Here is a 27,000-nt window from a genome sequence, read left to right as displayed (position 1 = left end):
TGGCGACGTGGATTTTCATCATGGCCGCGCTTCCTCAGGACGTTGTGGCGGATTTGCAGCAGGAGAACGCGCGGCTCCTGGCCGAATTGCGCGCCGCACAAGATCGCGAGACCGCCACCGCGGACATTCTCAAAATCATTGCCAGTTCGCCATCGGAGGTGAAACCGGTATTCGATGCGATCGCGAGGCGCGCAAATGCCTTGCTCGGCGGCTTTTCGACGACCGTATTCCGCTTCATCGACGGCAATGCCCACTTGGCGGCGTTCACGCCGACGAATCCTGCCGCCGACGAAGCTTTGAAGAAGATGTTTCCGCGTCCGATCGCCGATTTCGAGAGTTTTGCGAGGGCAGAGGCCGGTAAGGTGGTGCCGACGCCCGATACTGAAGCGCTGACGAACGACATCAAATTCATCGCGCGCGCCCGCGGCTTTCGCAGCATGTTGTTCGTTCCGCTCGCGACCGGCGGCGTGGTGATCGGCATGATCAGCGTCACGCGAGCCGAGCCGGGGGCCTTCGCTCCGCATCATGTGCAGCTTCTGCAGACCTTCGCCGACCAGGCTGTCATCGCCATAGAGAACGCGCGGCTGTTCGACGAGGTGCAGGCGCGTACCGACGACTTGCGGGAATCGCTGCAGCAGCAGACCGCGACCGCCGATGTGTTGAAAGTCATCAGCCGCTCCGCGTTCGATCTGCAAACCGTTCTCGACACGCTGACGGAATCGGCGGCGTGGCTGTGTGGTGCCGACATGGCGGCAATCGTCCGGCACGATGGCGATGGTGGCTACTATCATGCAACTCGCTACAATTTCTCGCCCGAGTGGGCCAAGGCCTCGGCGGGCGTTCGGCTCAATGCGGGACGCGGTAGCCTGGTCGGGCGCGTCCTGCTGTGCGGCAAGGCTGTTCAGATCCCGGACGTCCTGGTCGATCCCGACTATGCCTATCCCGAGCAACAGAGGGCCGGCGGTTACCGCACCCTCCTGGGCGTACCCTTGCTCCGGTCCGGAGAAACGATCGGCGTGCTATTCCTGGGCCGCAAGACCGTGAACTCGTTCACGGACAAGCAGATCGACCTGGTCTCCACTTTCGCCGATCAGGCCGTGATCGCGATTGAGAATGTGCGGCTGTTTGATGAGGTCCAGGCGAAGACGCGCGACCTCGCCGAATCGCTCCAGCAGCAAACCGCGACTGCGGATGTGCTGAAGGTGATCAGCCGCTCGACCTTCGATCTGCAAACCGTGCTCGACACGCTGGTCGAGTCGGCGGCCCGGCTGTGCGAAGCGGAGATGGCCTTCATCATGCGCCGCGAGGGCGATGAATATCAGGCCGGAGCAGCGGTCGGGTTTTCCGAGGACTACATCGCCTTTCTGCAGGCTCATCCGATCGCCCCCGGCCGGGGCACGGTCACGGGTCGAGCCGTCCTCGAACGCCGTCCGGTGCAGATCCTCGACGTCGCTGCCGATCCCGAATACGGCCTGCAGGCGTCGATCACGATGGCTGGTCAACGCACGGCGCTCGGTGTTCCACTCCTGCGCGAGAATGAGCCGATCGGCGCGATCGTGATCGCCCGCAAGCGCGTGCAGCCCTTCACCGAAAAACAGATCGAGCTCGTCGCCACGTTTGCCGACCAGGCGGTGATCGCCATCGAGAATGTCCGGCTGTTCGAACAATTGAAAACCAGGACGCGCGATCTGTCCGAGGCGCTGACGTACCAGACCGGCAGCGCCAATATCTTGAGGGTCATCGCTTCCTCTCCGACCGAAGTCGGACCGGTGCTCAAGGCGATCGTGGAAAGCGCATGCGGGCTTTGCGAGGCATATGATGCTTTGGTCGTTCTGAGGGATGGCGACGATCTCGTCATCCAGGCGCACCATGGCGAGGTTCCCGTGGTGTGGAGCCGACGACCGATCAGTGTCGAATCGCCTACCGGCCGGGCGATTATCGATCGTCGCACCGTTCATGTGCACGACTTGCTCGGGCCCGAGGGGGAGCAATACCCGACAGGACGCGAATATGCGCTTCGCTCCAACGTTCGGACCGTTTTGAGTGTGCCGCTCTTGCGCGAAGGCGAGAGCATGGGGGCGATCGTGCTGCGTCGTATGGAGGTGCGCCCATTCGACGACAAGCAGATCACCCTGCTGCAGACTTTTGCCGATCAGGCTGTTATCGCCATCGGCAATGTGCGTCTGTTCGAGCAGTTGAATGAATCGCTGGAGCGGCAGACGGCAACGTCGGAGGTGCTGGAAATCATAAGCGCCTCATCGGGCGCACTCACTCCGGTCTTCCACAAGATGCTGGAGAATGCGACGCGAATTTGCGGCGCCGGTTTTGGCACCATGAATCTCTACGAGGAGGGCGGCTTTCGCACGGTCGCATTGCACAACGCGCCGCAACCTTATGTCGATACCCGGCTCTACCAGAACATTCGCCCACATCCCGCGAGCGGGCTCGGCACCGTCGAGAAGACTCATCAGACGGTTCATATCGACGACATCAGGACGCAGCCGCCCTATATCGAAGGCAACCCCAACGTTCGCGCACTCGCCGACCTCGCCGGCGCAAGGACCGTCGTCATCGTGCCCATGCTCAAGGAAGATGAGCTGATTGGCACCATCACGATCTTCCGCCAGGAAGTTAAATCCTTCACGGACAAGCAGATCGAGCTCGTGTCCAACTTCGCACACCAGGGCGTGATCGCGATCGAGAATGCACGCCTGCTGAATGAACTGCGCGAGCGCACCATGGAATTGTCGCAATCGCTCGAGGAATTGCGAAATACGCAGGATCGGCTGATCCAGACCGAGAAGCTTGCCTCGCTCGGGCAACTCACCGCCGGCATTGCGCACGAGATCAAGAACCCGCTCAATTTCGTCAACAATTTTGCTGCGCTGTCCTCCGAACTGACCGACGAGCTCGGCGACGCGCTGCGCTCAGCCGGCCTGGGCGAGGCGGAAAGGCAGGAGATCGACGCGCTGATCCACATGCTACAGGGCAACCTGGAAAAGATCGTGCAGCACGGAACGCGCGCCGATTCCATTGTCAAGAATATGCTTCTTCACTCCCGCGAAGGGTCTGGCGAACGCCGCGCAGCCGACATCAACGCCATCCTCGAGGAAAGTCTCAACCTCGCCTATCACGGAGCCCGCGCGGAAAGAGCCGGCTTCAACATCACGCTTGAAAGAAAGCTGGATCCGTCTGCGGGCGCGCTCGAGCTGTATCCGCAGGAAATCACGCGGGTGTTCCTCAATCTGGCTTCAAACGGTTTCTACGCGGCAAGCAAGCAAAAGGACGCCGCCGGTGACGGCTTCGAGCCAAGGCTGCGCGCGACGACCACAGACCTCGGCGGCGCCGTCGAAATCCGCATTCGCGACAATGGCACCGGCATCCCGGCCGATGTCAGAGAGAAGATATTCAATCCGTTCTTCACCACCAAGCCCGCCGGCGAAGGAACGGGCCTTGGCCTTTCGATCTGCCACGACATCATCGTGAAGCAGCACGGCGGCAGCATCGAGGTCGATACCGAGCCGGGCGAATATACCGAGTTCATCATTACGCTGCCGCGCACGCAGGCGGCACCGTTGCAGACGGGAGGCAGAAGTTGAGCGTCTATATAATGGTCGTTGACGACGAGCCCGATGTCGAGGCGCTGTTCCGCCAGCAGTTTCGGCGCGATCTGCGCGCCGGTCGTTTTCTGATGGAGTTCGTATCCTCGGCACCCCTGGCATTGCAGCGCGCGGCCGAGATTGCGGATGCCACCCTGATTCTGATCCTGTCCGACATCAACATGCCCGGAATGAGCGGACTGGAGATGCTGCCTATCGTGCGCTCGGCCCGCCCCGATGTGCCTGTCATCATGATCACGGCCTACGGTGATGCCGAGACCAAGCGCAAGGCGCTGGAGAAGGGCGCCGCCGACCTATTGACCAAACCAATCGACTTCGCGGCGCTGCGCCAGGAGATTGATACGAGGCTTGAGCAGGCCGCATGATTGCAACCATTGTGACAAACTGAATCGCTCGCAAAGTGGAAACTTCGCAGACGCTACCCCAATTGAAAGCAGGCGTCCTCCGTCAATGTTCGTCAGAAAAATCGGGGATTCAAAATGAAGACGCTCCTGGTCCCGCTTCAGAATATTCCGATGATGACAGCCACGCTCGCTGTGGCCTTGGATATCGCGCGACGTTCCGGCGCCTATATCGAAGGTTTTCCACTCCGGTTCGGCATCCCTCAATATGCGGCCGCCGAATTGGCCACCGGCATTCTCCTGGATTCGTATCAGGTGAAGAGCGAAGCCGAATTGAACGACATGCGCAACTTCTTCGAAGCATTCATGCTCAAGCATGTTGTTCCTCGAGCCACCGCAGGCTCGAACCCGCCGTGCTTCGGCTGGCTGGAGAACGCGCCTGAGGGCGAAGACTTTATCGGAAGTTATGGGCGCGCTTTCGATCTGATCGTGATGGCGCGGTCTGACGTTGATGCTGCGGGCCCTCACCGCCGCGCGATCGAATCCGCGCTGTTTGAGAGCGGCAGGCCCGTTCTGCTGACGCCGTCGAATGCACCAAGAAGCGTCGCAACAAACATCATGATCCACTGGAACGGGAGTACCGAGCAAGCTCGGGCAAACGCATTTGCCATGCCGTTGCTTCGTCTGGCCGAAAGGGTATCGGTCCTAACAGTTGTCGGCGGCCAAGCGGTGCCCGGACCGTCTGCCGGTCAGATCGCTCGGCAACTCCAATACAATGGCATTGCGGCCAGCTTGATCAGCGTCGAGCTGGAGGGGCGCGAAACGGGGGAGGCGGTCCTCGATGCCGCCAGAGCACACGGTTGCGATCTATTGATCAAGGGAGCCTTTACCCGCACGCGGCTGCGGCAGATGATATTCGGTGGGGCGACCAGCTATATCATGGAGCACGCGGATATCCCCGTTCTCATGGCTCACTAGCGCACAAAAGGCATGGTTCTTTCGTCGCTGGTGAGACAATCTATTGATTCACGGAGCGACAGCGCGTGGCTTTGGCTATCAACATTCGGTCCGACGATCCCTCGGCAAAGCAGATTGAAGCCTTGTGGGATGAAGTTGCCGCGTTTGAGAGCCAGCCTTCAATGAGGGCTCTCGGCTATCGCCCGCATTTTACATTCGCCATCTATGATGCGCCCGAGATTACCGCGGAGATCGCGTGGGACACCATGCTCCGCGCGGTAGGAGGCGAAGGGCAACTACTCGTCGCGTTCAAGCGAATTCGTTGGTTCGCAGGTCCGCCGCTGGTGCTCTGGGCGGAGCCGGAATTCGATGAAACGCTCGTCAGGTGGCACGCTTCGATCAGCGCTGCGATCGATCCAGCCTTTTGTCGGCTGCACTATCGGCCGGGAAACTGGCGACCTCATTGCACGCTCGGCACACAAATCGCCGACGCAAAGCGTGATGACGCGATCGCTTTCGCGCAGTCATTCAACGGGAGCATCAGCGTGCTGTTCGATGTCGTGGATTGCGTTTCTTTTCCGCCCGTGCGGGTGGTTGCAGAACAGCGCTTGCCGGTTCGGGCTCCGTGAGCCGACGTCCCGCTCATCGATGCATCCGGCCGCTCCAGCCGCGACGATTATCCGTAAGGCCTCTCCCGACGATGCCATCCTGCCCCTGTTTTGCCCGACAAGTCAAACGCGACTTCGGAAAAGGCGTAACCCCTTGATCCCGCTGATGCCGCCTACTGTGCATGGGGTTGTTTTCGAATTTTGACAGAGCGGAAGCAAGACTCCCAGTCCGTCTACGCTCTTCGAGCTACGCCGGATACGCTTCGCAAATATTGGGCGTGGCTGGGCCACGCGATGCCTTTGGCGAAGCGTGGTGGGCGCACAAGGGATCGAACCTTGGACCTCTCCCGTGTGAAGGGAACGCTCTCCCGCTGAGCTATGCGCCCGGGACCATCATGCAGGCGGCCGGACCTTTCGGCCGGCCGGCACATTGGAGCCCGCGATTTAGAAGTGCCGGCCGAAGGTGTCAAGTTTTCAGGCGTCGCGGGGGGCGGAAAACCTTCGGCAGGTCGGCCCATTTGCTAGGGAAGCCGGATTTTGGCTGGTTACGCGCCCTGCTGGCGGGCGCGGGAGGCGTGGGCCTGGAGCGCGCGGATGCGCTCGGCGAGCGTTCCGCCGCCTTCGGGCAGGCGGGCAGCCGGAGCGCCGTTGGTTGCGGCGTCGTTGGCCGGGCGCGGCGCGGGCTTCGGCGGCTGGCCGGCCTCGGCCGCGAGCAGCGCCTCGATCGGCGAGTTCGGGCCTTCGAGCTGCATCGCGAGCTTGGCGACTTCGGCCGCGATGTCGTTGATGCGTTCGCGCAGCAGCGCGTTCTCCATCCGCTCCGTCGCCCAGGAACTCTCGGCCTGCTGCTGGATCGCGTTGATGTCGCGCTGGAGTTTCGCGCGCTCGTCGCGCGCGCTGCGCAGCTGCTCCTCCAGCGTGGCCTTTTCCGCACGCAGCTGCTCCATCGCAGCCGACGACTTGCCGCCGCTGAGGCCCGCGATCTCGACGCGCAGCTCCTTGATGGTGCGCTCGTTGGCCTCGTTGGCCTGGCGCAGCTGGTTGTTCTCGTAGTCGCGCTCGGCGAGCAGCTTGCCCTGCGTGGCAAGGCGTCCTTCGAGATCTGCGACGCGGCTCGATAGCATTTCGGCCTCCTTGACCTGCACGATGAGCTGGCGGTCGAGCTCGGTGACGCGCTGGCTCAGATTCTCGACGCGGCCGCGCGCCTCGTTGAGCTCGCGCGAGGCGGTCTCGGATTCGGTGCGCTCCTGTGCGAGACGCGCTTGCGTCGCGGCAAATTCCTTCTCGGCATCGCCGACGCGGTGCTTCAATTCCTCGATCTGCGTTCGCACCGCGACCAGCTCGACCTGGCGGCTCTCCGCCATCATCGAGCGGTCGGACAGTTCGGAGTTGATCTTGGCGAGCTCGGCCTGCTTGTCAGCCAGCGCGATCTCGGCCTGGCGCAAGGCTTCCGTCTTGGCGCTGAACTCCTCCTCGGTGGCGCGGAGCTGCTCCTTCACCGCCTTCTCGCGCGCCTCCAGCGCGAAGATCGTGGCGTTCTTCTCGCCGAGCTCGATCTTCATGCGGTTGATGGCGTCGCTCTTCTTGCCGAGCTCGGCCAGCTGGCTCGTGGTCTTGTTCTTGAGCTGCTCGACGCTCATCTCGAGCCGCCGGGCGGACATGGCGAACTCGGCGCGGAGCTGGTCCTTGTCGGCCTGGATCTCGGCCATCGACAGCGGGGTGGCGGCCTCTAACCGGCGCGTGGTCAGGCGCACCGCGCGGTTATGCACCAGCGGCACGATTGCGAGCCCGCACAGCATGGAGAGCAGGAAACCGATCGCCAGGTACATGATCGGTTCGACCATGGGCCAGAACTCCCAAGCTTAAGGAAAAATTCACCAACGACAATGCCATGGCGGGCCGGCAAAAAGCCAGCCCCGCGCTGTCGTTAACCTTGATCGGTGGGCAGTGGGGAGGGCGGGGGCCTAGAACGGGTTCCAGGTCGCGCGCGGGGTGTATTTGAGATAGCCGATATTGGCGCCCAGCCGCAGGCCGAGCCCCGAGCGGATCGGCACCAGCACGATGTTGTTGGCGGTGAGCGCCGTCATGCCGAAGCCGCCGATGATGTAGGCCGAGCCGTCGATGCCGCCGAAGCGCTGGTAGATCGCGTTGGTGGCGGGCAGGTTGTAGACCAGCGTCATGGTGCGGGCGCCGTCGCCGCCCCAGTCGAAGCCGAGCGAGGGGCCCTGCCAATAGACGCGCAAATCGCCGGCATTCTTGGTGTAGAGCGTGCCCTCGCCATAGCGCAGGCCGGCGACGAAGGCGCCGGAGCCTTCCTCACCCAGGATGTAGCCGTTCGGCAGGCCCCACTGGCTGACCGCCTTCTCGATGATCGAGGCGAGCCCGCGCGAGACGTTGCCGAAGAAGCGATGGCCAGCGGTGACGAGCTCGTCCGGCCCATAGGTGTTGGGCGTCGGGGTCCGTTGCGGCGGCGGCAGGTCAGGCGGCGGCGCCTGCTGGGCGGACGCCGGCACGATCCAGCCGATCATCCCGGCAAGCGCGAGCGCAGCAAGGCGTGATGCGAAAGTCATAAAAGAACCCCTGGTACCGAATCCGGTCGCTTCCTTAACCTGACGCCAACAGGCACGGCTCTAGGTTGCGCCGGATGTCCCCTCGACTCGGATGTTATCCGCAGCAACTATGACGGCACAACGGCAGGAAGATAGCCCTTTGCGCCCCGGAATTGCCTTGATCGCCCGCCGCCTCTGCCTGCTTGCGGGCATCTGGATCGTCGGCGCGGGGGGGCCGGCAGGGGCCGCCACCACCGAGCGGATCGTCGTCAACCGCTTCACCGGCGTCGCCATCGAGGGCTTCGACCCCGTCGCCTATTTCGTCGCCGGCGCGGCCGTGCAGGGGACGGCGGAGTTCGAGGCGAACCTCTGGGGCGCCGTCTGGCGCTTCCGGAACGAGGGCAACCGCGCCTCTTTCCAGGCCCATCCCGAGATCTACGGACCGCAGTTCGGCGGCTATGATCCGGCCGATATCGCCCGCGGCGTCACCGTTGCCGGCAATCCGCATTTCTTCGCGATCGTGGCGCAGCGGCTCTATCTGTTCAGCCGGGAAGACAATCGCGACGCCTTCGTCGCCGATCCCGATCGCTTCCTCTATGAGGTGGGCAAGCGCTGGCCGGCCCTGCAGGAGAAGCTCGGGCAGTAAGCGAGCCCGGTCAGTAGCAGCCTACCGCCTGCGGGTCGCCCCAGGCGATGAATTCCGGGATGATGAAGCCGGTATCGCTGCGCTGGCCGAATCGGAGCTCGCCGCCCTTGCCATCGGTTACCTTGCCGCCGGCCGCGGTCACGACTGCGCAGCCGGCCCCGACGTCCCATTCCGAGGTCGGCCCGAAACGGGGATAGATGTCGGCGCTGCCTTCCGCGATCCGGCCGAATTTCACGGCCGAGCCGCACGTCATCCTGACCGCATTGGGCCTGTTGTCGATGAACGCCTCGCTTCTGGCATCGCCATGCGAACGGCTCACCGCCGCGATCCAGGGCTCCCCTCGCGTCGGCAGCTTGCGGGTGCGGATCGGCTCGGCGCCGGCGATCGTCGCGCCGTTGAACCTCACGCGTTCGGCGCCGTGGCCGACGATGCCGCGCCAGAGCAGGCCGAGCGCGGGGGCGGACACGATGCCGAGCAGCGGTACGCCTTCCGTCACCAATGCGAGATTGACCGTGAATTCGTCGCGGCCGGCGACGAATTCCTTGGTGCCGTCGAGCGGATCGATCAGGAAGAAGCTGCTCTGAAACGGCGGGGAGGCGAGCCCGGTCCGCTCCTCCGACAGCGTCGGAACATCGCCCGCGAGCTGCGCGAGACCGTCCGCGATGATGCGGTCGGCGGCAAGGTCAGCCTCGGTCACCGGCGAGCCATCCTGCTTGCCGTCGATCCGCATGGCAGCGCGGTTGACGGCAAGGATCGCCTCGCCCGCCTTCACCACCAGCGCGGTCAGCGGCTCCATCAGGCCAAAGGCGGCCGCTCCGTCAATGATCCGCTTCACCTGCATGCCTCATCTGTCGGCAAAATCGTTCCTCGTCCACTGATTCGCCCCGATCGATTCGCTTGGGCTTATGGCCGCCTCGAGCCGATCGCAAGCTAGCTGCCGCGGGGTTGCGAATGTTAGAACCCGCAGCATCCGTCAAGCATGCGTGATTCGCGGCGTCCAGCGCCGTGCAATTCCAGGAACCCTCCAGGACCCCATTATATGTCTGACGCTTCGTCGCCCGCGACCGCTACTGCTCCCGATATGCTCGAACTCGCCGCGCTGTTGTGCTCGCGGGTCTGCCACGATCTCATCAGCCCCGTGGGCGCCATCGTCAACGGGCTCGAAGTGCTCGACGACGATCCCAAGCCCGAGGACCGCGAGTTCGCGCTTGACCTGATTCGCAAGAGCGCCAAGACGGCCTCCGCCCGGCTTCAGTTCTGCCGTCTTGCCTTCGGTGCGGCCGGCTCCTCCGGCGCGCAGATCGATCTCGGCGATGCCCAGACCATGGCGAAAGGCCATATCGAGGACGGCAAGTGCTCGATCACCTGGAATCTGCCGCGGCTGCTGCTGCCGAAGAACCGCGTCAAGCTGCTGCTCAACATGCTGGTCGTCGCCCAGCACACGATCCCGCGCGGCGGCATGCTGACGGTCGATCCGGTCGGCGAGGGCGAGGCGATGAGCTTTCGCATCACCGCGACCGGACACAATGCGCGCCTGCCGCAGAACATCTCCGAGCTCCTGAGCGGCGAGCGCGGGCCGGCTGCGGATGCGCATGCGATCCAGCCTTATTATACGCGGCTGCTCGCGCAGGCCTGCGGGCTCACCGTGACGCTCAGGCCGGAAGGCGAAGCGATCATCGTTATCGCTTCGTAAACGCGAAGCGTCGCTCGCGAAGCGTTAATCCAATCTTTACGAGGCGCTTCGGCTTGTCCGGAGCGCCTTATCTCTTTGTTGGTTCCGTTCTTTTGCACATACTCAACCAATATTAAACGCTTTGCGGTGAAGCTGGCCCCATTCCGAAATGGCGCATCACGCCTCGTGCGCGCCCTTCCTGTATGAAGGCCTGTTTTCATGGATGATCTGTTGCGGGAGTTTCTGACGGAGACCAGCGAGAGCCTGGACACCGTGGACAATCAGCTGGTGAAGTTCGAGCAGGAGCCGAACAACGCCAAGATCCTGGATAACATCTTCCGCCTGGTCCACACCATCAAGGGCACCTGCGGCTTTCTCGGCCTGCCGCGGCTGGAAGCGCTGGCACATGCCGGCGAGACCCTGATGGGCAAATTCCGTGACGGCATGCCTGTCACCGCCGAGGCGGTGACGGTGATCCTGTCGTCGATCGACCGCATCAAGGAGATTTTGGCTGGGCTGGAGGCAACCGAGGCCGAGCCTGAAGGGAACGACCGCGATCTCATCGACAAGCTGGAGGCGATGGTCGAGCAGGGCATGGCCGCCATGTCAGGCTCGGCGCAGCCGATGCCGGCCGGCACCCCCGTTGCCGACGCGCCGCCGCTGGCGCCCGACGCCCCGGCCGCGGCGCCCGCCAAGGAGATGACCACGGGCTCGCTGGTCGAGCAGACCCTGGAGCGTCCGCTGCGTCCGGGCGAGGTCTCCCTCGACGAGCTCGAGCGCGCCTTCCGCGAGACCGCGATCGAAGCGCCGGTCGCCGCGCCCGTGGCCAAGACTGAGGTCAAGGCTGCACCTGCGCCGGCTGCCGAAGCCGCCGTTGCCAAGGAAGCCGCAAAGGCGCCCAAGGAGAAGGCCGCGAAGAAGTCGATGGCCGACGAGATGGCGGGCGAGGGCGACCGCATCGCCAACCAGTCGATCCGCGTCAACGTGGATACGCTGGAGCACCTGATGACCATGGTCTCCGAGCTGGTCCTGACCCGCAACCAGCTCCTGGAGATCTCCCGCCGCAACGAGGACACCGAGTTCAAGGTGCCCTTGCAGCGCCTCTCCAACGTCACCGCCGAGCTGCAGGAAGGCGTCATGAAGACGCGCATGCAGCCGATCGGCAATGCCTGGCAGAAGCTGCCCCGCATCGTCCGCGACCTCTCATCCGAACTCGGCAAGCAGATCGAGCTCGAGATGCACGGCGCCGACACCGAGCTCGACCGCCAGGTGCTCGATTTGATCAAGGACCCGCTCACCCCACATGGTGCGCAACTCCGCCGATCATGGCCTCGAGACCCCCGCCGAACGCCTCGCCAGCGGCAAGGGCGAGCAGGGCACCATCCGCCTCTCCGCCTATCACGAGGGCGGCCACATCATCATCTGCATCGCCGACAACGGCCGCGGCCTCAACACCGAGAAGATCAAGGCCAAGGCGCTTTCCTCAGGTCTCGTCACCGAGGCCGAGCTGGAGAAGATGAGCGAAGCCCAGATCCACAAGTTCATCTTCGCGCCGGGCTTCTCGACGGCCGCCGCCATCACCTCGGTGTCGGGCCGCGGCGTCGGCATGGACGTGGTCCGCACCAATATCGACCAGATCGGCGGCACCATCGACATCAAGAGCGTGGCCGGTGAAGGCTCCTCCGTCACCATCAAGATCCCGCTGACGCTCGCCATCGTCTCGGCGCTGATCGTCGAAGCCGCCGGCGACCGCTTTGCGATTCCGCAGCTCTCGGTGGTCGAGCTGGTGCGGGCCCGCGCCAACTCCGAGCACCGCATCGAGCGCATCAAGGACACCGCGGTGCTGCGCCTGCGCAACAAGCTGCTGCCGCTGATCCACCTGAAGAAGCTCCTCAAGATCGACGACGGCGCCGCCAGCGATCCCGAGAACGGCTTCATCGTGGTCACCCAGGTCGGCAGCCAGACCTTTGGCATCGTCGTCGACGGCGTGTTCCACACCGAAGAAATCGTGGTCAAGCCGATGTCGACCAAGCTGCGTCACATCGACATGTTCTCCGGCAACACCATTCTGGGCGATGGCGCGGTGATCATGATCATCGATCCCAACGGCATTGCCAAGGCGCTCGGCGCCGCCGGCTCCTCGGCCCATGACATGGGCGACGAGAACGGGGCGCATCACATCGGCTCCGGCGAGCAGACCACCTCGCTCTTGGTGTTCCGCGCCGGCTCGTCGCAGCCCAAGGCGGTCCCGCTTGGCCTCGTCACGCGCCTGGAAGAGCTGCCCGCCGACAAGATCGAGTTCAGTAACGGCCGCTACATGGTGCAGTACCGCGAGCAGCTGATGCCGCTGGTCGCCATGGACGGCGTCACCATTGCCAGCCAGGGCGCCCAGCCGATCCTGGTGTTCGCCGACGACGGCCGCTCCATGGGCCTCGTCGTCGACGAGATCATCGACATCGTCGAGGAACGCCTCAACATCGAGGTCGGCGGCTCCTCCTCCGGCATTCTCGGCTCGGCCGTGATCAAGGGCCAGGCCACCGAGGTGATCGACGTCGGCCACTTCCTGCCGATGGCGTTCGCCGACTGGTTCACCCGCAAGGAGATGAAGCCGTCGCTGCACTCGCAGTCGGTGCTGCTGGTCGACGACTCAGCGTTCTTCCGCAACATGCTGGCGCCGGTGCTGAAGGCCGCCGGCTACCGCGTCCGCACCGCGCCGACCGCGCAGGAGGGCTTGGCTGCCCTGCGCGCCCAAAACTTCGACGTGATCCTGACCGACATCGAGATGCCCGACATGAACGGGTTCGAGTTCGCCGAAGTCGTCCGCTCCGACAACAACCTCGCCGCGACGCCGATCATCGGCCTCTCGGCGCTGGTGTCGCCGGCGGCGATCGAGCGCGGCCGGCAGGCCGGCTTCCACGATTACGTCGCCAAGTTCGACCGTCCCGGTCTGATCGCGGCGCTGAAGGAGCAGACCGCGGGCGCCGCCGGCGCCTCCGAGCTGAGCCGGGCCGCGGCGTAAGCAGGACAGGGATCAGGAGACACCGAGATGAGCAAGAAGACCCAGTCCGCTGAAGGCGCCATGGTCGAGTACGTCACCGCGATGATCGGCGGCCAGCTGTTCGGCCTGCCGATCTCGCGCGTCCAGGACGTGTTCATGCCCGAGCGCGTCACCCGCGTGCCCCTGTCCTCGCGCGAGATCGCGGGCGTCCTCAATCTGCGCGGCCGCATCGTCACCGTGGTCGACATGCGCGCCCGCCTCGGCCTGCCCAAGGCCGAAGACGGCAAGGTGCCGATGGCGGTCGGCGTCGATCTGCGCGGCGAATCCTACGGCCTGCTCATCGACCAGATCGGCGAGGTGCTGCGCCTGCCCGAGGCCGGCATGGAGGAGAACCCCGTCAACCTCGACCCCCGCATGGCCAAGCTCGCCGGCGGCGTCCACCGCCTCGACGGCCAGCTCATGGTCGTGCTCGACGTCGATCGCGTCCTCGAGCTCGCGCCCGAGATGATGGCGGCCTGATACGGCGGCACTGCCGCCGGCGGGCTCGCAATTGGAAGTATCCCCGCAAAGGGGAGGAAGCAGAGGTTCACATGCGAACGTGTCTCGTCGTTGATGATTCCAGCGTCATCCGCAAGGTTGCGCGCCGGATCCTGGAGGGGCTCGACTTCCAGATCCTCGAAGCCGAGGACGGTGAGAAGGCGCTGGAGGCCTGCAAGCGCGGCCTGCCCGATGCGGTGCTGCTCGACTGGAACATGCCGGTCATGGATGGCTACGAGTTCCTCGGCCATCTCCGCCGCATGCCCGGCGGCGACCAGCCGAAGGTGGTGTTCTGCACCACCGAGAACGACGTCGCGCATATCGCGCGCGCGCTGCACGCCGGCGCCAACGAGTACATCATGAAGCCGTTCGACAAGGACATCGTGACGGCGAAATTCCAGGAAGTCGGCCTGATCTGAGCGATCGCCCGGAGGCTGAACGGATCCTTCGGCGCTTGTTTTCAACTGAACCGTTTCAGTCTGAGTTGGTGAGTAATGAGTGTTGCGTTCGCAGGTAATTCGACCACGGGCACGTCGCGCGAAGCCGGACCTTTGCGGGTAATGATCGTCGACGATTCCGTCGTCATCCGCGGTCTGATCTCGCGCTGGATCGGTGCCGAGCACGACATGGAGGTCGCGGCGTCGCTGCGCACCGGGCTCGAGGCGGTCAACCAGCTCGATCGCATCAATCCCGATGTTGCCGTGCTCGACATCGAAATGCCCGAGCTCGATGGCCTCTCGGCACTGCCGCAACTGCTCGCCAAGAAGCGCGATCTCGTCATCATCATGGCTTCGACGCTGACCCGCCGCAACGCGGAGATCAGCTTCAAGGCGTTGTCGCTCGGCGCGGCCGATTACATTCCCAAGCCGGAATCGACGCGTGAGGCGTCGGCCGCAGACATTTTCCATCACGACCTGATCCAGAAGATCCGCCATCTCGGCGCGCGGCTGCGTCGCAAGTCTGCGGTTGCGAGCCCGCCGCTGGCGCCCGCCAGCCCGGCTCCCGTTGTCCGCGGTCCTGTTGCGCGGCCTGCCGCGCCTGCGCCCGCTCCGGCCGTGCATGCCCCGTCGTTAGGATCGCTAGCGACACGTCCGTTCTCGACCCAGGCGCCGAAGGTGCTGCTGATCGGCTCCTCGACCGGCGGTCCTCAGGCGCTGATGGCGCTCGTCACCGAGCTCGGCCCCGTGATCGATCGCTTCCCGGTGCTGATCACCCAGCACATGCCACCGACCTTCACCACCATCCTCGCCGAGCATCTGGGGCGCACGAGCCGCCGGCCGGCGGCCGAGGCGGTCGACGATGAGCCGGTGAAGCCGGGACGGATTTACCTTGCTCCGGGCGGCAAGCACATGCGTGTCGCGCGCAGCGGCGCTGACCCGGTGATCGCGCTCGACGACGGCCCCGCCGTGAATTTCTGCAAGCCTGCGGTCGATCCGCTCTTCACCTCCGCCATCGACGTCTGGCACGGCAACATCCTCTCCGTGATCCTGACCGGCATGGGCTCGGACGGGATGCGCGGCGGCAAGGACATCGTCGCGGCCGGCGGCAGCGTGATCGCGCAGGACGAAGCCTCCAGCGTGGTCTGGGGCATGCCGGGCGCGGCGGCCAATGCCGGCATCTGCGCGGCGATCCTGCCGCTCAACCAGATCGGCGCCAAGGTCAACCGCCTGTTCGCGGGAGACCGCTCGTGACACCCGCAGATTACGACTATCTGCGCAAGTTCCTGAAAGAGCGCTCCGGTCTCGATCTCTCCGCCGACAAGCAATATCTGGTCGAGAGCCGGCTGCTGCCGCTCGCCCGCAAGGCAAGCCTTCCCGGCATCCCCGATCTCGTTCTGAAGATCAGGAACGGCGACGGCCGGCTTGCGACCGACGTGGTCGAAGCGATGACCACCAACGAGACCTTCTTCTACCGCGACAAGATTCCGTTCGATCATTTGCGCGACACCATCTTGCCGGGCCTGATCCAGGCGCGCGCGGCGCGCAAGTCGCTTCGCATCTGGTCAGCGGCCTCCTCGACCGGGCAGGAGCCCTATTCGATCGCGATGTGCATGAAGGAGATGGGCGCAGCTCTCGCCGGCTGGCGCGTCGAGATCGTCGCCACCGACCTGTCGCAGGAGGTGCTGGAGAAATCCAAGGCCGGTGTCTACAGCCAGTTCGAGGTGCAGCGCGGCCTGCCGATCCAGCATCTGGTGAAATACTTCACGCAAGTGGGCGAGCTCTGGCAGCTCAACGCCGACATTCGTGCCATGGTGCAGTTCCGCCAGCTCAATCTGCTGCAGGACTTCTCCCATCTCGGCACCTTCGACGTGATCTTCTGCCGCAACGTGCTGATCTATTTCGACCAGGACACCAAGGCGGTGATTTTCGAGCGCATGGCGAAGGCGATGGAGGCGGACGGCACGCTGCTGCTTGGCGCCGCCGAATCCGTCGTCGGCATCACCGACGCGTTCCGCCCGGTCGCCGATCGCCGCGGTCTCTATCAGCTCAACCCCGCGCGTTCCGGCCGTCCGATGGGCGGATTGATGCCGCAGCCGCTGAAGCTCGCCGCGGCGAGGTGAGATGCTTCTTGTCATTCCGGGACCGCGCGTAAGCGCGGAGCCCGGAATCCATAATCACAGGCGGTCGTAACAGGCACGCGGTTAGACGAGAGCCATTCCATCCGCCTGGGGTTATGGATTCCGGGCTCGCGACTGCGTCGCGCCCCGGAATGACATCACAAAATCGCATGCGGCAAAAACCGCGAGCGGTTGCCTGTGATCGGGCTCTCGTCCTCGCGGATCGACAGCCCGCAGGGCTCGTGGTTCACCAGCCAGCTTCCGATCACCGGATAAAAGCCCGAAAAGTTCGGCAGCGGTGACAATGCCTGGCGCACGAAACCTTCGGCGCCGTAGGGCCCTGCCTGCTCGTCGAGCTGCATGCCGCCGGACACCAGCGTGACATTGGCGCCTTCGCGCGACAGCAGCGGCTTGCGCACATAGGACGAGCCGAGCTCGGCGGCGCGCGGATCATCCTCGAAGAAGGCCGGCAGCAAATTGGGATGATTCGGAAACATCTCCCATAGCAGCGGCAAGATGCCCTTGTTGGAGAGCACCGCCTTCCACGGCGGCTCGATCCAGCGCGTCGGCGCATCCTTCAGCTTGGCGCCGAAGGCGTCCTGGAACATCCATTCCCAGGGATAGAGCTTGAAGGCGAGCGCGATATCGTTCTCGTCAACATCGACGAAGCCGCCGGCCTCGTCGCGCCAGCCGACCTGTTCGATGTCGAGCAGCGTCGTCGAGAGTCCGGCCTGGCGCGCGGTGTCTTCGAGATAAGCGAGCGTGCCGGCGTCTTCCTCGTTGCCGGTGATCCCGGTAAGATGGACGGGACGACCGCCAGCGATTTCCTTCCAAGCTGCGATCAGCCGCTCATGGATGGAGTTGAACTGGTCGGCGCGCGAGGGGATGACGCGGCGTTCGATCGCCTGTTCGAGCCAGGTCCATTGGAACACCGCGGCCTCGAAGATCGAGGTCGGCGTATCCGCGTTGTATTCGAGCAGCTTCGCCGGCGACTTGCCGTCGAACCTCAGATCGAGCCGGCCGTAGAGGCTGCGGTCGTCGCGCTTCCAGCTCTCGGCGATCAGGCTCCAGAACGCTTCCGGAATCTTCAAGCGCTGCAAGAAGCGCTCGTCGCCGATGACGCGGCCGGCAAGATCGAGGCACATCGCGTCGATCTCGCCGGTCGGCGTCTCGATGCCGCGCTCGATCTCGTCCAGCGTGAAGCCGTAATAGGCGCGCTCATCCCAATAGCGCTCGCCGTCGATGGTGTGGAAGACGAAGCCGCATTGCGCCGCGGTCTCTCGCCAGTCGTCGCGCTCCAAGCAAGTGATGCGTTGCATGGTCAACCCCCGCCGGAGAAGCCATGGCCGAACGAGCCGAAGCCGCCACGGCTCACGCTGCTGTGGCCGGAATCCGACGACGTGCCCGACGAGGAATGGCTCGATGAATCGCTCTCGAAGAAGCTCGATCGCGACGACCAGCGCGAGCTGCTGCCGCCCGACGAACTGCTGCTGCTGCTGCTGGTGGTGCAAGTTGTGGTCGTCTGCCCCGGCACGGCGCCGGGGGAGGGCTCGCAGGTCTGCCGCGGCATCAAGGTGTACGCGGTGGTGCCGACGGCGATCGTACCCATCACCAGCAGCGCGACGTGGCCGGAGCGCTTCATCGGCGGCCGCGAGGGCGGCGGCTCGGCCACCGGCCGGCGCTTGCCGAACTCGTTCTTGGCGGGTTTGTCGGCCATGTCAGTAGATCATGCTGGCGGCGTTGAGCAGCCCCGCGGCGAGCGAGGACAGGCCGAGCCAGATCGCCGGGGCAAGCTCGCCGGCGGAGATCCGCTCCGAGAGGTTGGGGACCGGGACCTTGATGAGGAAGAACACGATGACCTGCACGATCAGCGCGATAGTCGCCCAGATCAGGCAGTCCAGCACGTTCGCCGAATGCGCGATGGCGCTGACCAGCGGCGCCACGAAGCCGAGCAGGCTCAGCCCGAGCGCGATCGCCGCGGCCGGCTCGTTGTCGCGGATGAGCTGGAACTCGTTATGGGCCGTGATGCGGGTATAGACGAACAGATAGGCCACGATCGCGATCAGCCCGGTGCAGAAATAGACCAGGAAGGCGGGCAGGCCGGCGAGTGATTGCAGGATCATCGTTCCCCCATCGTGCAGCGACCATTCGTCGGCAGGGGAAGGCTAGTGGTTCAAACGTTAAGCTTCGGATGAAGCCTCACCCCCAAAAACGAAAACCCCGCCATTTGCGGCGGGGCCCAGGCTGGGAGGAGCGAGCCTGACTGGGCTCGCGAAACTCCTAAGATCAGGCGGGGATGCGCTCGTCGGCCTCGTGCGGCTCGCGCAGCACGTAGCCGCGGCCCCAGACGGTCTCGATGAAGTTGCGGCCCTCGGAGGCGTTGGCGAGCTTCTTGCGGAGCTTGCAGATGAAGACGTCGATGATCTTCAGCTCGGGCTCGTCCATGCCGCCATAGAGATGGTTGAGGAACATTTCCTTGGTGAGGGTCGTGCCCTTGCGCAAGCTGAGCAGCTCCAGCATCTGATATTCCTTGCCGGTCAGATGCACGCGCTGGCCGCCGACTTCCACCGTCTTGGTGTCGAGGTTGACGACGAGGTCGCCGGTCTGGATGACCGACTGGGCATGGCCCTTGGAGCGGCGCACGATCGCGTGGATGCGGGCCACCAGCTCGTCCTTGTGGAAGGGCTTGGTCATGTAGTCGTCGGCGCCGACGCCGAGACCCTTGACCTTGTCCTCGATGCCGGCGAGGCCGGAGAGGATCAGAATCGGTGTCTTGATCTTGGAGACCCGGAGCTGCTTGAGCACGTCGTAGCCGGACATGTCGGGCAGGTTGAGGTCGAGGAGAATAATGTCGTAATCGTATAGTTTACCGAGATCGACGCCTTCTTCCCCCAAATCGGTCGTGTAGACGTTGAAGCTCTCCGACTTCAGCATCAGCTCGATCGACTGCGCGACGGCGCTGTCATCTTCAATCAGCAAAACGCGCATGCCAGTTCCCCATAGTCGCCGCTCCTGGGCGTCAGGTCGGCCGCATTCGCGGCACTCAACAAAACGCCTTTGAACAACTGATTCGGATCCTGACAACAGATGGTTAACAAAGTCTGATTCTGGAACGCAAGTCCCCCCGGTGCAATTTTTGTCGAATCGCCCTAAGGTCTTGCGGGAGAAGCAGCTTTCGTTACCCGATTCCGTTCAAGCTCCACTTTAAGAGACGGGCCTAACCGACTCCCGCGACTCAGCCTTCTTCTGAAGGGGAGTCACGCTCAGTCTCAAAGACAGTGACGCAATGATTAATGATGCGGGTAAACACGAAGTTAAGCGCCGTTCAGAAATATGGCGAAACTTAAGGTTTCCACCGTGATGTCCCGGGATCACCAAAGGCGACCATCTCATGAGGCCCCTCATATGAAGGCGCGCTGCCGATGAAGGCCCCCCTATGAAGGCGCTGGCCGAACAGATCGGCGACATCGACGGCATCAACATCTATGGCCGCGTCGTCGGCGTTCGCGGTCTGATGGTCGAGGTGGCCGGCCCGATTCATGCGATGTCGGTCGGCGCGCGGCTCGTGATCGAGACCGGCGCCAACCGCACCATTCCCTGCGAGGTGATCGGCTTCTCCGGCAACAATGCCGTGGTGATGCCGTTCGCCGGCCTCGAGGGCGTGCGCCGCGGCTGCAAGGCGGTGATCGCCAACGCCGCCAATCAAGTGCGACCATCCGCGGCCTGGCTCGGCCGCGTCGTCAACGCGCTGGGCGAGCCGATCGACGGCAGGGGGCCGCTGCCGCAGGGCTCTTCGCCGATGCCGTTCCGCAATACGCCGCCGCCCGCACATTCGCGCAAGCGCGTCGGCAGCCCGCTCGATCTCGGCGTGCGCGCCATGAACACCTTTCTCACCTGCTGCCGCGGTCAGCGCATGGGCATCTTCGCAGGTTCCGGCGTCGGCAAGTCGGTGCTGCTGTCGATGCTGGCGCGCAACGTCGATGCCGATGTCAGCGTCATCGGGCTGATCGGCGAACGCGGCCGCGAGGTGCAGGAATTCCTTCAGGACGATCTCGGCGAGGAGGGCCTTGCGCGCTCGGTCGTGGTGGTCGCGACCTCCGACGAGCCGGCGCTGATGCGCCGCCAGGCGGCGTACCTCACGCTCGCGGTCGCCGAGTACTTTCGCGACGAGGACAAGGACGTGCTCTGCCTGATGGACTCGGTGACGCGCTTTGCCATGGCCCAGCGCGAGATCGGCCTGTCCGCCGGCGAGCCGCCGACGGCCAAGGGCTACACGCCGACCGTCTTCACCGAGTTGCCGAAGCTCTTGGAGCGTGCCGGGCCGGGACTGGGCGAGGGCGCCATCACCGCGATCTTCACGGTGCTGGTCGACGGCGACGACCATAACGAGCCGATCGCGGATGCCGTGCGCGGCATCCTCGACGGCCATATCGTGATGCAGCGCTCGATCGCCGAGCGCGGCCGCTACCCCGCGATCAACATTCTCAAATCCGTCTCGCGCACCATGCCGAAATCGGCCGATCCGCAGTTCTGGCCGGTCATCCAGAAGGCGCGCCAGGTGATGGCGACCTATGCCGACATGGAGGAATTGATCCGTCTCGGCGCCTACCGCGCCGGCTCCAGTCCCGAGGTCGACGAGGCGATCCGCCTGAATGAGCCGCTGGAAGCTTTCCTGCGCCAGCGCAAGGACGAAAAGGCATCGCTCGCGGAGGGCTATCGCCAATTGGCGCAAATCCTCGGCAATTTGGAAACGGAACGCTAACTTTGTCCGGTCATCATCCGATCCCACAGAGTAGCAGAGCCGGTCTGGGCCCCCTTCGGGCCCGTGGGGTGACCGGTATCGTCCCACGTGCAGCGGGGGGACTTCTGGGGAGTACGAGTCGATGAAGTCACGAGATACCCTCATCCGCCTGAAGAAATTTCAGGTCGACGAGAAGCGCCGCCGGGTCACCCAGATCGAGACCATGATCGCCGACTTCCAGCGCATGTCGGTCGATCTCGAACGCGAGATCCAGACCGAGCAGGAGCGCGCCGGGATCAACGATCCCTCGCACTTCGCCTACCCGACCTACGCCAAAGCCGCGATCCAGCGCCGCGAGAACCTGACCCGTTCGGCCGACGAGCTCAGGGGCCAGCTCGAGGAGGCCAAGGCCGCACTGGCCGAGGCCTTCGAGGAGCTGAAAAAGGTCGAGCTGCTCGACGAGCGCGACCAGGCCCGCGAGCGCGCCGAGGAGAACGCCCGCGAGCAGGCCGACCTCGACAGTATCGGCCTGATGCGTGCCCGCATCGGCGCCGTCGCCTGAGCCGCTAGCGCCAGACCATCCAGAAATTCCAAAACCCGGACCCGCAAGGTCCGGGTTTTCGCATGTGCTGTCCACAGTGTGGCGCCGCGCCCCTTGGTGGTCGGCTTGGCCGCGCGCTATGGTAGCGGGGATGAATGCTGTGCCAGCGACGGCGGTGACCACCTCTCCCTTGGGAGAGGTCGGCGCGGAGCGCCGGGTGAGGGGTAACGGTCTCCCGTCAGCCCTGCGCCCCCTCACCCGATTTGCTGCGCAAATCGACCTCTCCCCGTCGGGGAGAGGTGAAGGGAAGCGACTGGGCCGCGTTTCAGGGGGCTGAATGCTGACGCCAGCAGAGCTGGTCGGGTTGATCGAGGCGGTGGCAAAGGGCGATCAGGCCGCGTTCGAGCGCCTCTACGCCGCCACGCGCGCGAAACTCTATGGCGTCGTGCTCCGTATCTTGCGCAGGCAGGATCTCGCGGAGGAGGTCATTCAGGAGACTTACGTCAAGATCTGGAACAGCGCCGGCCAGTTCAATCCGGCCCTGTCGTCGCCGATCACGTGGATGGCCTCGATTGCGCGCAACCGCGCGATCGACATCGTGCGGAAAAAATCGGAAACCTCCATCGAGGAAGAGCCTCAGGCAATGGAGGTGGCGGCCGAAAGTCCCGATCCGCTGGCGCGCCGCGAGATGACCGAGGAGCTGAAGCGGCTCCTGGAATGCATCGGCCGGCTCGAGCCGGACCGTCAGAGGCTCGTGCTGCTCGCCTATTACAACGGCTGGAGCCGCGAGCAATTGGCGGAGAAATTCGCCGCGCCCGTCAACACGGTGAAGACGTGGCTGCGGCGCAGCATGCTGGAAATCCGGGAGTGCCTCGGACTGTGATCGCTTGGATGATGAGGGTGGTTCTGGACTGCAATTGATGGCCTACACGGAGGACCATATCGCGCTCGCCGCGGAATACGCGCTCGGTACGCTCGGCGCCGACGAGCGCGCGCAGGTCGAGACCATGATGGCGGTGGACCCGGCGTTCGCCGAAGTCGTGCAGGCCTGGGCCTATCGGCTCGGCGTGCTCAACCAGATGGTCGGCTCGGTCGAGCCGCGTCCGATCGTGTGGGAGAACATCAGGGCGGAGATCGCGCGCACGGCCGCCGCGCAGGAGCAGCCCGCGCGCGTCGAGGCTTCGCCGCCGCCGCCGCCACCTGTGCCCGACTCGTTCTCGCTGGGACCTGCGGAGCCTCCGTCCGAGAGCTCGCAGCCGCTGGAGACGCTGCATCCCGAAGCCGGGCCAATCGAGGCGCCGCATCCCGAGCCTGATGCGCTTCCGGACATCGCGCCGCAATTCATCCCGCAGGTCCATGCTCCGGATGCCAACGTCGTCCGTGCGCCGCAGCCGCCGGTGGTCGACGACAGCAATGTGATTCGTCTCGAGGGCCGGGTGAAGCGCTGGCGCAATGTCGCATCCGCAATCGGCGCGCTCGCCGCCGCGCTGCTCGTGACGTTGTCGCTGCAGATCTTCCTGCCCGAGGCGCTGCCGGGCGCCTTGCGTCCCGCGCCGCGCATCCAGACGGTCGAGGTGAAGACGCCGGCGGCGCCGCTCGCCGCCTCCGCGCAATATGTCGCGCTGCTGCAGGGCCAGGGCGGTGGTCCCGCCTTCATCATGACGATCGACGGCGCGACGCGGAATTTCACGGTGCGGAAGGTCGGCGCGACACCGGAGCCCGGCAAGAGCTTCGAGCTCTGGCTGATCTCGGACAAGCTGCCGCGCCCGCGCTCGCTCGGCGTCATCGGCGCCAGCGATTTCACCGCGCGTCCGCTGCTCGCTTCCTACGATACCGAGGTCATCAACGGCGCGACCTACGCCGTCACCGTCGAGCAGGCCGGCGGCTCGCCGAACGGCCAGCCGACCTCCGCGCCGGTGTTTTCCGGCAAGCTGATCGAGACCGTGCCGCCGTCCCAACCGCAGGCGCCCGCGCAAAAATAGGGGCCGTGGCGACTGTCGCTACGGTCCGTCCCACCGTCGCATCCCGACAAATGCCCCTGAATCCGCCCCCGATTTGAACCTCCGCTCGGTCCGCGGCGTCAAATTCCCGGAATTTGCACGCGGTGATGCCGGAAAGGGCGAGAAATCAGATGGATGCAGCGAGAACGCCGGGCATCTTCGTTCACCAATATACCGGCCTGCCGCACGGTGCGGCCTTCGAACATTGGCGCGAGCGAGCCGTCGGTCCGTGTGGCCTCGATATCGGGCCGAGCCATGGCGACAGCATCGATTGCCGGCTACAGATCAGCGTCGTCGACAACATCGCGCTCGCCATTGCCGAAGGCGCCTCGGCGCAATATTCCCGCACGCAGAGCCACCTTGCCGACGGCAGCGACGATCTCGTGCTGATTTCGGCCCATGCGGGGCTCGTCCGCGTCGGGCAGAACGGCCACACCGTCGAGCTCGCGCCCGCCCAGATGGTGCTGGTCGACATGAGCGTGACCGGGACCGTCGGCCACACCGAGGCAGACCGCTTCACCACCATTCGCATGCCGCGCCGTGCGCTGCTCGACATCAGCCCGCGCGCCGAGGACAAGCTCTCGCAGGTGCTCATCGACGGCGCGGTCGCCGAGACCATCTTCCGCTACCACGCGCTCGCCGCCAATCACGCGCCGCATCTCGATGCGGTCGGCCAGCGCCTGACCGCGCAGCACATGGTCGATCTCGTCGGTCTCCTGCTCGGCACCGATGCCGAGCACGCAAGCCGCGCCCGCGGCCGCGGGCAGGCGGCGGCCCGCCTCGATCTCATGCGCGCCGACGTGATGGCCGCACTCGGCCGCAACGATCTCTGCCTCGCCGAAGTTGCGACGCGCTCGGGCTTGAGCCCGCGCCAGGCCCAGCGCCTGTTCGAGCAGGCCGGCACCACCTTCACCGAATTCGTGCTGGAGCAGCGCCTGCTCCAGGCGCGCAAGCTGCTCGGCGATCCCCGCGCCAGGATGCGCAAGATCAGCGACATCGCGCATTCCTCCGGCTTCTCCGATCTGTCCTACTTCAACCGCGCCTTCCGCAAGCGCTTTGGCGCGACGCCGTCGGAACTGCGCGAGGCGTAGATCGCAGGTTCGTGGGATGGGCGTCATTGCGAGCGCAGCGAAGCAATCCAGTCTGCCCCAGCGGAAAGACTCTGGATTGCTTCGCTGCGCTCGCAATGACGGTGTATGTCGCACCAGGTCGTCCTCAAGCTGCGCTCCGCTTCGCTCCACCCATCCCACGGCCGCGTTGCGCGAAGCGTAGATCGCGATTTCGTGTTGGCGGCGCGGGCGCTGCCGCATTTGGTCGCCGCCCGCTGTTGCGCTAGTCTGTCTCTGCGGGCAGGCCGCAGGTAATCCTCGGGAAAGTGCAGTAGGCGGAGATGGCGCGTATCGTCGTGCTCGGCGCCGGGTTTGCAGGCTTGTGGGCGGCCATCGGCGCTGCGCGCAAGCGCGAGGAGATCGGCGCAAGCGAGCGCGACATCGAGATCCATCTCGTCGACCGCAATCCCTATCACAACATCCGCGTGCGCAACTATGAGGCCGATCTGGCCGAGGTCGCGCTTCCGCTTCCGCAATTGCTCGATCCGATCGGTGTCAGCCACGGCCTCGGCGAGATCGAAGCCATCGATCCGGCCCGGCGCGAAATCTCGCTCGTCACCAGCGCCGGCGAGGAGACGCTGTCCTATGACCGCCTCGTGCTGGCGCTCGGCAGCGAGGTGATGCGCCCCGACATTCCCGGCCTTGCCGCGCATGGCTTCGACGTCGACAGCTATGCCGCGGCGCTCCGCCTCGAAGATCATCTGGTTTCGCTCGGACGCAGCGCGCCGTCTGTCGGCCGTTCAACGGTGGTTGTGGTCGGCGCCGGCTTCACCGGCATCGAGGTCGCGGCCGAAATGCCGGCGCGGCTCGCGCATGCGGGCATCACCGGCAGCCGCCGCATCATCCTGGTCGATTCCAATCCGAGCGTCGGTGCCAGCATCGGCGCGCATGCGCGTCCCGTCATCGAGACGGCCCTGACCTCACTCGACGTCGAGATGCGGCTCGGCGTGCGCGTCGCCTCGGTCGAGGCGGCCGGCGTCCATCTGAGCTCGGGCGAGTTCATCCCGGCGCAGACGGTGATCTGGTGCGCGGGCATGCGTGCAAGCCCTTTGGCGGCGAGCTTTCCGGGCGGGCGCGATCGCCTCGGGCGTCTGTTGGTCGATCCCTTCATGCGGGTTGCGGATGTGCCTGGCGTGTTCGCGGCCGGCGATGTCGCCTCGAGCGTGATCGACGGGCTGCATCCGACCGTGATGTCCTGTCAGTTCGCCCGTCCCATGGGCCGCTTCGCCGGCCACAACGTCGTCGCCGATCTCGTCGGCCTGCCGATGCTGCCGCTGCGGATCGACTGGTACGTCACCGTGCTCGACCTCGGCGGCTGGGGTGCGCTCTATACGGAAGGGTGGAATCGCGAGGTCCGCGCCACCGGCGCTGCGGCAAAAGCGACCAAGGAGACCATCAACCGCAAGCGCATCTATCCGCCGCTGACTGGCCGCAAGGACGAGCTGTTCGCCGCGGCCGCGCCGACCGTGCAGGCGCCGCCGCCGACGTATGGGGCGGGGTAGTTTGACAGGCAGGGCCCTGCCGCTTGCTCCGTCATTGCGAGCGCAGCGAAGCAATCCAGAATCTTTCCGCGGAGGCAGTCTGGATTGCTTCGCTGCGCTCGCAATGACGAGTTTGACGCGCGTGCGCTCGCAATGACGAGGTACCCCAGACATGGGAAAGCGCCCGTGGGGGGCGGGCGCTTTCTGTAGTCGACTTGGGGTTGGGGTCGTCTACATATCCACGTGGCGACTTTGGGGGGCTGGTAAAGAGCCGCGTGAATTCACAAAACTCGTCAGATCTCCTTAGCGAACGAGGGATGCGTTCGAGCTGGTGACAACGACCGGCTTGCCGGCCTTGATGACGCGGGCGGTCTGGGTCAGGCCTTCGTCCGAACCCGAGCGTGCCGTGATGCCGAGGCCTGCCAACGCGATCCCTGCGACGAGGGCGACGACCACAACTTTCAAATGGGTCGCGCGATCTGCGCTGTAGATCGAGTGGTTCATGGAAGCCTCCTGCCGCCATCTACCCGAAGTAGTCGCCGGCCGCTTCAGGCAGGTTCATACTTCCGGTGCCCAACAACCTAGTATTGGGTGGATTCGTTCCCAAGAGGCCATCACAAGAGCGTGATAGGACGTGAAAGAT

24 protein-coding genes, 1 tRNA gene and 1 pseudogene are annotated in these 27,000 nt (G+C 64.8%); 17 read left to right on the top strand and 9 right to left on the bottom strand.

All coding sequences use genetic code 11. The annotated features are described in order from the left end of the window. Positions 1 to 20 precede the first annotated feature (20 nt). The 4 genes from AB7M16_RS12970 to AB7M16_RS12955 all read left to right on the top strand — a co-directional run bounded on the left by AB7M16_RS12970 (position 21) and on the right by AB7M16_RS12955 (position 5,547). Positions 21 to 3,599 (top strand): GAF domain-containing protein, encoded by a 3,579-nt coding sequence (locus AB7M16_RS12970; RefSeq protein WP_453944132.1) that lies wholly within the window; start codon positions 21 to 23, stop codon positions 3,597 to 3,599. Continuing rightward, positions 3,596 to 3,985, top strand: coding sequence for a response regulator (locus tag AB7M16_RS12965; RefSeq protein ID WP_453944131.1), 390 nt, complete (start codon positions 3,596 to 3,598; stop codon positions 3,983 to 3,985). The genes AB7M16_RS12970 and AB7M16_RS12965 overlap by 4 nt, the downstream gene beginning before the upstream one ends. A gap of 114 nt (positions 3,986 to 4,099) precedes the next feature. Beyond that, positions 4,100 to 4,939: a universal stress protein gene (locus AB7M16_RS12960; protein ID WP_453944130.1), complete on the top strand. Its 840-nt coding sequence runs from the start codon at positions 4,100 to 4,102 to the stop codon at positions 4,937 to 4,939. A gap of 65 nt (positions 4,940 to 5,004) precedes the next feature. Continuing rightward, the gene (locus AB7M16_RS12955; protein WP_439401485.1) at positions 5,005 to 5,547 is read left to right on the top strand and encodes a 2'-5' RNA ligase family protein; all 543 of its coding nucleotides are present in this window, start codon (positions 5,005 to 5,007) and stop codon (positions 5,545 to 5,547) included. 290 nt (positions 5,548 to 5,837) lie between these two features. Here AB7M16_RS12955 and AB7M16_RS12950 read toward each other — a convergent pair. The 3 genes from AB7M16_RS12950 to AB7M16_RS12940 form a co-directional block, all read right to left on the bottom strand. Continuing rightward, a tRNA-Val gene (locus tag AB7M16_RS12950) sits at positions 5,838 to 5,912 on the bottom strand. 159 nt (positions 5,913 to 6,071) lie between these two features. After that, positions 6,072 to 7,370 (bottom strand): coiled-coil domain-containing protein, encoded by a 1,299-nt coding sequence (locus AB7M16_RS12945; protein ID WP_172788391.1) that lies wholly within the window; start codon positions 7,368 to 7,370, stop codon positions 6,072 to 6,074. 120 nt (positions 7,371 to 7,490) lie between these two features. Further along, a complete protein-coding gene (locus AB7M16_RS12940; RefSeq protein ID WP_172788390.1) occupies positions 7,491 to 8,096 on the bottom strand; it encodes a DUF1134 domain-containing protein in 606 nt (201 codons plus the stop codon). A gap of 139 nt (positions 8,097 to 8,235) precedes the next feature. Here AB7M16_RS12940 and AB7M16_RS12935 point away from each other — a divergent pair, with 139 nt between their 5' ends. Beyond that, complete coding sequence (locus tag AB7M16_RS12935) at positions 8,236 to 8,721, top strand: YHS domain-containing (seleno)protein (protein WP_212260416.1); 486 nt, start codon at positions 8,236 to 8,238, stop codon at positions 8,719 to 8,721. Between the two features lie 10 nt (positions 8,722 to 8,731). Here AB7M16_RS12935 and AB7M16_RS12930 read toward each other — a convergent pair whose 3' ends face one another. After that, the gene (locus AB7M16_RS12930; RefSeq protein ID WP_453944129.1) at positions 8,732 to 9,562 is read right to left on the bottom strand and encodes a 3'(2'),5'-bisphosphate nucleotidase CysQ family protein; all 831 of its coding nucleotides are present in this window, start codon (positions 9,560 to 9,562) and stop codon (positions 8,732 to 8,734) included. A 198-nt stretch (positions 9,563 to 9,760) separates the two neighbouring features. Here AB7M16_RS12930 and chpT point away from each other — a divergent pair, with 198 nt between their 5' ends. The 6 genes and pseudogenes from chpT (at position 9,761) to AB7M16_RS12900 (ending at position 16,488) form a co-directional block, all read left to right on the top strand. Continuing rightward, positions 9,761 to 10,414 carry a histidine phosphotransferase ChpT gene (gene chpT / locus AB7M16_RS12925; RefSeq protein ID WP_212260414.1) on the top strand — a complete coding sequence of 218 codons (654 nt, stop codon included), beginning with the start codon at positions 9,761 to 9,763 and terminating at the stop codon, positions 10,412 to 10,414. 198 nt (positions 10,415 to 10,612) lie between these two features. Continuing rightward, positions 10,613 to 13,412 (top strand): annotated as a pseudogene (locus tag AB7M16_RS12920) (hybrid sensor histidine kinase/response regulator). Between the two features lie 27 nt (positions 13,413 to 13,439). Further along, complete coding sequence (locus tag AB7M16_RS12915; protein ID WP_260382291.1) at positions 13,440 to 13,910, top strand: chemotaxis protein CheW; 471 nt, start codon at positions 13,440 to 13,442, stop codon at positions 13,908 to 13,910. Positions 13,911 to 13,981: 71 nt separating this feature from the next. Continuing rightward, a complete protein-coding gene (locus AB7M16_RS12910; RefSeq protein WP_007600538.1) occupies positions 13,982 to 14,347 on the top strand; it encodes a response regulator in 366 nt (121 codons plus the stop codon). Between the two features lie 75 nt (positions 14,348 to 14,422). Beyond that, complete coding sequence (locus AB7M16_RS12905; protein ID WP_453944128.1) at positions 14,423 to 15,619, top strand: protein-glutamate methylesterase/protein-glutamine glutaminase; 1,197 nt, start codon at positions 14,423 to 14,425, stop codon at positions 15,617 to 15,619. Continuing rightward, positions 15,616 to 16,488 (top strand): CheR family methyltransferase, encoded by an 873-nt coding sequence (locus tag AB7M16_RS12900; RefSeq protein ID WP_172789633.1) that lies wholly within the window; start codon positions 15,616 to 15,618, stop codon positions 16,486 to 16,488. The genes AB7M16_RS12905 and AB7M16_RS12900 overlap by 4 nt, the downstream gene beginning before the upstream one ends. Positions 16,489 to 16,643: 155 nt before the next feature. Here AB7M16_RS12900 and AB7M16_RS12895 read toward each other — a convergent pair whose 3' ends face one another. The 4 genes from AB7M16_RS12895 to ctrA all read right to left on the bottom strand — a co-directional run bounded on the left by AB7M16_RS12895 (position 16,644) and on the right by ctrA (position 19,473). Further along, a complete protein-coding gene (locus tag AB7M16_RS12895) occupies positions 16,644 to 17,804 on the bottom strand; it encodes a glutathionylspermidine synthase family protein (RefSeq protein ID WP_172789634.1) in 1,161 nt (386 codons plus the stop codon). Positions 17,805 to 17,806: 2 nt separating this feature from the next. Beyond that, positions 17,807 to 18,202 (bottom strand): hypothetical protein, encoded by a 396-nt coding sequence (locus AB7M16_RS12890; RefSeq protein ID WP_453944127.1) that lies wholly within the window; start codon positions 18,200 to 18,202, stop codon positions 17,807 to 17,809. Between the two features lies 1 nt (position 18,203). After that, on the bottom strand, positions 18,204 to 18,608 hold the full coding sequence (locus tag AB7M16_RS12885; RefSeq protein WP_172789636.1) for a DUF350 domain-containing protein: 405 nt from the start codon (positions 18,606 to 18,608) through the stop codon (positions 18,204 to 18,206). A gap of 163 nt (positions 18,609 to 18,771) precedes the next feature. Beyond that, a complete protein-coding gene (gene ctrA / locus AB7M16_RS12880) occupies positions 18,772 to 19,473 on the bottom strand; it encodes a response regulator transcription factor CtrA (RefSeq protein ID WP_016848562.1) in 702 nt (233 codons plus the stop codon). Between the two features lie 448 nt (positions 19,474 to 19,921). On the opposite strand from ctrA, the gene fliI reads away from it, so the two are divergent. The 6 genes from fliI (at position 19,922) to AB7M16_RS12850 (ending at position 26,378) form a co-directional block, all read left to right on the top strand. Continuing rightward, the gene (fliI, locus tag AB7M16_RS12875) at positions 19,922 to 21,247 is read left to right on the top strand and encodes a flagellar protein export ATPase FliI (protein WP_453944126.1); all 1,326 of its coding nucleotides are present in this window, start codon (positions 19,922 to 19,924) and stop codon (positions 21,245 to 21,247) included. A 121-nt stretch (positions 21,248 to 21,368) separates the two neighbouring features. Beyond that, positions 21,369 to 21,788: a flagellar export protein FliJ gene (fliJ, locus tag AB7M16_RS12870; RefSeq protein ID WP_172789638.1), complete on the top strand. Its 420-nt coding sequence runs from the start codon at positions 21,369 to 21,371 to the stop codon at positions 21,786 to 21,788. 316 nt (positions 21,789 to 22,104) lie between these two features. Continuing rightward, positions 22,105 to 22,650 (top strand): sigma-70 family RNA polymerase sigma factor, encoded by a 546-nt coding sequence (locus AB7M16_RS12865; protein ID WP_453944125.1) that lies wholly within the window; start codon positions 22,105 to 22,107, stop codon positions 22,648 to 22,650. A gap of 37 nt (positions 22,651 to 22,687) precedes the next feature. Further along, on the top strand, positions 22,688 to 23,749 hold the full coding sequence (locus tag AB7M16_RS12860; protein ID WP_453944124.1) for an anti-sigma factor: 1,062 nt from the start codon (positions 22,688 to 22,690) through the stop codon (positions 23,747 to 23,749). Positions 23,750 to 23,898: 149 nt separating this feature from the next. After that, on the top strand, positions 23,899 to 24,858 hold the full coding sequence (locus tag AB7M16_RS12855; RefSeq protein WP_172789641.1) for a helix-turn-helix transcriptional regulator: 960 nt from the start codon (positions 23,899 to 23,901) through the stop codon (positions 24,856 to 24,858). A gap of 299 nt (positions 24,859 to 25,157) precedes the next feature. Next, positions 25,158 to 26,378 carry an NAD(P)/FAD-dependent oxidoreductase gene (locus AB7M16_RS12850; protein ID WP_453944123.1) on the top strand — a complete coding sequence of 407 codons (1,221 nt, stop codon included), beginning with the start codon at positions 25,158 to 25,160 and terminating at the stop codon, positions 26,376 to 26,378. A 282-nt stretch (positions 26,379 to 26,660) separates the two neighbouring features. On the opposite strand, the gene AB7M16_RS12845 is transcribed toward AB7M16_RS12850, so the two are convergent. Then, the gene (locus AB7M16_RS12845) at positions 26,661 to 26,861 is read right to left on the bottom strand and encodes a hypothetical protein (protein WP_172789643.1); all 201 of its coding nucleotides are present in this window, start codon (positions 26,859 to 26,861) and stop codon (positions 26,661 to 26,663) included. Between the last annotated feature and the right edge of the window lie 139 nt (positions 26,862 to 27,000).

The sequence above is a fragment of the Bradyrhizobium sp. USDA 372 genome, assembly GCF_053629095.1.
Note: the sequence above shows the minus strand (reverse complement) of the source record. Positions and strands in the feature narration are given on the sequence as shown.

Bases quoted from the DNA above. Each gene is read 5' to 3' on its own strand.
- AB7M16_RS12970 (WP_453944132.1), top strand. From the start codon at position 21: ATGGCCGCGCTTCCTCAGGACGTTGTGGCGGATTTGCAGCAGGAGAAC.
- AB7M16_RS12960 (WP_453944130.1), top strand. From the start codon at position 4,100: ATGAAGACGCTCCTGGTCCCGCTTCAGAATATTCCGATGATGACAGCC.
- AB7M16_RS12945 (WP_172788391.1), bottom strand. From the start codon at position 7,370: ATGGTCGAACCGATCATGTACCTGGCGATCGGTTTCCTGCTCTCCATG.
- AB7M16_RS12940 (WP_172788390.1), bottom strand. From the start codon at position 8,096: ATGACTTTCGCATCACGCCTTGCTGCGCTCGCGCTTGCCGGGATGATC.
- AB7M16_RS12930 (WP_453944129.1), bottom strand. From the start codon at position 9,562: ATGCAGGTGAAGCGGATCATTGACGGAGCGGCCGCCTTTGGCCTGATG.
- chpT (WP_212260414.1), top strand. From the start codon at position 9,761: ATGTCTGACGCTTCGTCGCCCGCGACCGCTACTGCTCCCGATATGCTC.
- AB7M16_RS12915 (WP_260382291.1), top strand. From the start codon at position 13,440: ATGAGCAAGAAGACCCAGTCCGCTGAAGGCGCCATGGTCGAGTACGTC.
- AB7M16_RS12910 (WP_007600538.1), top strand. From the start codon at position 13,982: ATGCGAACGTGTCTCGTCGTTGATGATTCCAGCGTCATCCGCAAGGTT.
- AB7M16_RS12905 (WP_453944128.1), top strand. From the start codon at position 14,423: ATGAGTGTTGCGTTCGCAGGTAATTCGACCACGGGCACGTCGCGCGAA.
- AB7M16_RS12895 (WP_172789634.1), bottom strand. From the start codon at position 17,804: ATGCAACGCATCACTTGCTTGGAGCGCGACGACTGGCGAGAGACCGCG.
- AB7M16_RS12890 (WP_453944127.1), bottom strand. From the start codon at position 18,202: ATGGCCGACAAACCCGCCAAGAACGAGTTCGGCAAGCGCCGGCCGGTG.
- AB7M16_RS12885 (WP_172789636.1), bottom strand. From the start codon at position 18,608: ATGATCCTGCAATCACTCGCCGGCCTGCCCGCCTTCCTGGTCTATTTC.
- ctrA (WP_016848562.1), bottom strand. From the start codon at position 19,473: ATGCGCGTTTTGCTGATTGAAGATGACAGCGCCGTCGCGCAGTCGATC.
- fliI (WP_453944126.1), top strand. From the start codon at position 19,922: ATGAAGGCGCTGGCCGAACAGATCGGCGACATCGACGGCATCAACATC.
- fliJ (WP_172789638.1), top strand. From the start codon at position 21,369: ATGAAGTCACGAGATACCCTCATCCGCCTGAAGAAATTTCAGGTCGAC.
- AB7M16_RS12865 (WP_453944125.1), top strand. From the start codon at position 22,105: ATGCTGACGCCAGCAGAGCTGGTCGGGTTGATCGAGGCGGTGGCAAAG.
- AB7M16_RS12860 (WP_453944124.1), top strand. From the start codon at position 22,688: ATGGCCTACACGGAGGACCATATCGCGCTCGCCGCGGAATACGCGCTC.
- AB7M16_RS12855 (WP_172789641.1), top strand. From the start codon at position 23,899: ATGGATGCAGCGAGAACGCCGGGCATCTTCGTTCACCAATATACCGGC.
- AB7M16_RS12850 (WP_453944123.1), top strand. From the start codon at position 25,158: ATGGCGCGTATCGTCGTGCTCGGCGCCGGGTTTGCAGGCTTGTGGGCG.
- AB7M16_RS12845 (WP_172789643.1), bottom strand. From the start codon at position 26,861: ATGAACCACTCGATCTACAGCGCAGATCGCGCGACCCATTTGAAAGTT.